Here is a 4,102-nt window from a genome sequence, read left to right as displayed (position 1 = left end):
CGTGATAAAACGCTACCTACGGATTTTGCAAACGCCAAAGCACAACGTATTCAATGGTCTAATAATTTTTGTGCAGTGAAAAGTTTCAGCAAAGCCGGTTCGACAACCGAACAAATTGATGTCACCACCATTTGCAGTGATGGCAAGGAATATGAATCCGGCGATACGGAATACGGCTCAATTAAATTGACCTTCTTCTTACGGTATAGCTCCAGTGAGGTGCAGCGACTTTTGCGTAAATATGAAAACAGCAAAGAAAAATTTGCGGTGAAAATGGTCTTAACGCGAGATGAAGGCTCCATGTTTTATTACGGCTCCGTCGAAACGGGCATGAACATTGATGGCAGTGTGGGGCAAATGATGGATTCGGGGATCTCAATTAAATTGTCTGGCCGTGATTATTTGAATGCGAAGAAATAACCCTTAATTCACCTCTTTCATTATTTCTCTTCTCCCTTCTCGATAAAAAATCTTAGGAGTGATTATGTCTAACGCGTTATTGCGTGAATTAGTGTTAAACCAAGCACTGAAAGTGACGCCTTTTACCTATTTAGACAACACCTTTTATGTCAAAGAACTGGATGTTGGCACCATGAATTACATTCAGCGCAAACTTCGCCAAATTAAAATCAAGCTCGCTGAGGCGCAGGACATTTATTTAGACGAAGACGATCCCGAACAATTTAATGAGGCGATAAATCGTGTCTACGATGAATATGATGTCGCCAGAATGTTGGCCTTTAAGTTGTGTGATGAAAAAGGAGAGCTGCTTTTTGATGCTGAAAATGAAGAAGACTTAAAAGGTCTTAATCGTTTAGGACAAGGGTTTTCTAATGCGGTGTTTACGGCCGAAGCGGGGAACAGCGAAAAAAACTTGGAGAACGACGACAATTCCAACTGATATTGTCGTTGGCACTGGGAAAAACGCTCGCAGAAATCGAGCAAATACCTGAAAGCCACTTGTGTGAATATGAGGCCTTTTATCGCAAACAACCCTTTGGTTTATGGCGAGAGGATTATCGGATGGCACAAGTGGCGCATCTTCTCGCGATGATAAATCGTGATCCAAAAATGTCTCCGCCTGAATTGATGGATTTTATGCCGATGTGGAAGAAGAAAATCACGGAAGAAGAGGTGTGGGATAATGTCACTGAGAGTGTATTAGCTAATCGATAGCCCTTTTTTGGGGCTTTTTTATTGTTTTAAGGAGTTTTTATGGCTGGCGCATTAGGTCGATTAAATATTGATTTGACGCTGAATACGGCAAATTTCACCAATGCGATCAACCGTAGCCAGCGCCAAACAGAACAATTTGGGCAACGTATTCGCGTCAGTCTTCAAGCTATCACCGTGCAACAAGAGCGAATGGTATCGCAAACTGCAAAATCCTCGGCGCTTTTTGCCCGTTTTGCGAGTGTCACCGCAAGTGCATTATCCATTCATCAAGTCATTAATTATGCTGATAGTTGGACGGAATTACAGAACCGCTTAAAACTGGTGACAGAAAGTTCTGTCGAGTTAAATAAAGCCACACAAGCCGTCTATGACATTGCCCAGAAAACCTATCAATCATTGGATGCCACAGCACAAGTTTATCAACGTTTTGCGGATAATGCCGATCGCTTAGGCTTAAGTCAGCAAAAAGTCGCTGAACTCACGGAAACCGTCTCAAAAGCCGTGGCGATTTCAGGAGCGAGTGCAACCGCAGCCCAAGCGGCATTAACCCAATTTGGTCAAGCATTAGCCTCGGGTCAGTTACGTGGGGAAGAGCTGAATTCGGTGATGGAGCAAACCCCTGCGTTAGCGAAAGCCATCGCTGACGGAATGGGTGTCAGTGTGGGCGAACTAAGGAAGAAAGCCCAAGACGGTGAAATGACGATTGAGAAAGTCATTCAAGCCTTAGAACGTGCAGCCGACAGTGTGGATAAAAAATTTGCTACCAGCGTGACAACGGTTAGCCAAGGTTTCACCAATCTTCAATCGGCGATGACAAAATTTATTGGTGAAGCGAATCAAGGTACTGGTGCGACTCAGCTTTTAACCACAGGGATGACCACTCTTGCCGATAATCTATCGTTAGTGGCTAAAGTGGTTGAAGGAATTGCTGTCACGGCATTGGTAGCAAAACTCTCTCAATGGACGAAAGCCACTTATCTGAAAAATCAGACAACGTTGAATGAAGCCAAAGCCACATTACAGAGTGCAGAGGCAAACAGTGTGGCAGCAACCAGTGCCATGAGGAAGGCATGGGCGGATAAAGAAGCCGCCACATCGGCGCTCAATAGAGCCAAAATGGAATATCAAGTTGCTAGAGGCACTAACGCAGAAAAAATCGCACTCGATAACCTTATCGCTACAAAGTCACTCGCAAGAACAGCCTCTCTAAATTATACACAGGCATTAACCGCCGAAAATGTTGCTCAACGTGCATTAACGACCGCTCGGCGTCAATCAACAATGGTGGGGCGAGCACTTAACAGTGTTATGGGATTAGCGGGTGGCCCTATTGGATTAGTGTTGACGGGTGTTGCGGCATTGGGCATGGGATTGTATGAATACAGCGAAAATGTCAAACAAGCCAAACTCGAATCGATTGAATTTGCTAATTCCCTTGATACATCAACAGAAGCGTTAAACAAAATGAGCAATGCCACGTTAGTGGCGAATTTAAGCAAAGTTTCATCGGGCATTAACGCGCAATTGGAGAAAATCGAGGAACTTAAACAACAGGTTATTTCCTTACAAGGTCTATCAAAATACAGCGTTGAGAGTGAAAAGGCGTTTACTGAACAAGGTGTGGGGGATTTATACCTTAAACGAGTGGCTGAAAAGCAAAAAGAGCTTGATGCTGCGATGGGGATATATGCAGAGCAAGTTAATAACTTAGAGCGTCAGCGAGCCAATATGCAAAATATGTTGGCGACACTCAAAGACAAAGTGGGCGATCAAGCTCCTGAATATAAACGCTATGCCACTGAGTTACAAAATGTTGATGCCGTTATCAATTCACTTAAGGCGAGTTTAAAGAGTTTAGGCATTGAATATGAATCACTCATTGATATCACGCTTCAGGCGACAAATAGCCAAGTGAATGCCGTCACGGCGATTGCTAAACAGATTGATGAATCGATTGAAAAATCGCAACGTTCAGTGGCAAAAGCGCAAGCCACAGGGAAGGCATTAGCGAAATTAAATGCAGAAGATGTATTGGTTTCACGCAAAATTACGCCAGATATGCAAGGCTACGATAAGGCCTTACAAGCGGAAATTGAGGCACAACTGGCACTGCAAGCCAAACGGACGTATAAGCCCAGTCATAAATCCACCATTGATTATGCGAAGCAATACACCAAAATCTTAACGGAATTAGAGGAAAAACAAGCCTCATTGATTGCGGATGGACAAAGCATTCAACTCTATGGCACCACCTCTTCCTTTAATGAGTACACATCCGCATTAGCCGATATCAAACAGAATAAAGACAAGTTTGATGCCATCTTAAAAATCGAGCCCAACGCCATTGAGACGATCAAAGAAAAAGCGAAAGCTATTGATGATTTAGCGCGAGCCAACTCGGTTGCGCAATTTGCTTATGATCGCGGTAAAGAAATTGAGCAGATGCAATTTGAAACTTCCTTGATAGGAAAATCGCGCGCAGAGCAAGAAAAGCTCAATGCCCTTCGTCAGATTGATGTGCTGTATCAGCAAGCCAGTGTGGATTTAGGCGAAAAAGAGCTGGTGAACTTACAACGTAATGTCGAACTCACTAAACAGCAGATTGAGGCAGAGCTTAGGAAACGAGAGGCCATGAAAGGCGATCCGATGGCGGGATTAAAACAAGGTTTATCGGATTTCAGTGAGTCGGCTATGGATGTGATGGAAAACGTCAGAAACGTCACCACCAATGCCCTTAATAATATGTCTGATGCATTGGCCGATTTTGCTTTAACGGGGAAAGGAAGCTTTAAAGATTTTGCCAATGCGGTGATCTCCGATATCACTCGGATGGTGATGAAAATGCTGATTTTCAAAGCCATAGAAGCAGGCGGGCAGGCAATGGGCTTTGATATGGGATGGATGAGCAAAGGGCATGCTTACGGTG

Annotated in this window: 3 protein-coding genes and 1 pseudogene; all 4 read left to right on the top strand. The window is 43.9% G+C overall.

Going from position 1 to position 4,102, the window contains the following annotated elements; genetic code table 11:
• A pseudogene (locus ACNART_RS17720) lies at positions 1-420 on the top strand (hypothetical protein); the annotation flags it as partial.
• A 64-nt stretch (positions 421-484) separates the two neighbouring features.
• On the top strand, positions 485-901 hold the full coding sequence (locus tag ACNART_RS17715) for a hypothetical protein (protein WP_196725842.1): 417 nt from the start codon (positions 485-487) through the stop codon (positions 899-901).
• Positions 902-909: 8 nt separating this feature from the next.
• Positions 910-1,176: a DUF4035 domain-containing protein gene (locus ACNART_RS17710; RefSeq protein WP_368909900.1), complete on the top strand. Its 267-nt coding sequence runs from the start codon at positions 910-912 to the stop codon at positions 1,174-1,176.
• Positions 1,177-1,215: 39 nt separating this feature from the next.
• Positions 1,216-4,102 (top strand): tape measure protein (locus ACNART_RS17705; protein WP_416303667.1); only part of this gene is annotated, 2,887 nt, incomplete at its 3' end.

Origin of the sequence: Proteus sp. LHD240705, from assembly GCF_047921555.1 — a bacterium.
Lineage (GTDB): Bacteria > Pseudomonadota > Gammaproteobacteria > Enterobacterales > Enterobacteriaceae > Proteus.
The sequence above is the reverse complement of the archived record's forward strand: the minus strand, read 5'-3'. Positions and strand labels throughout refer to the sequence as shown.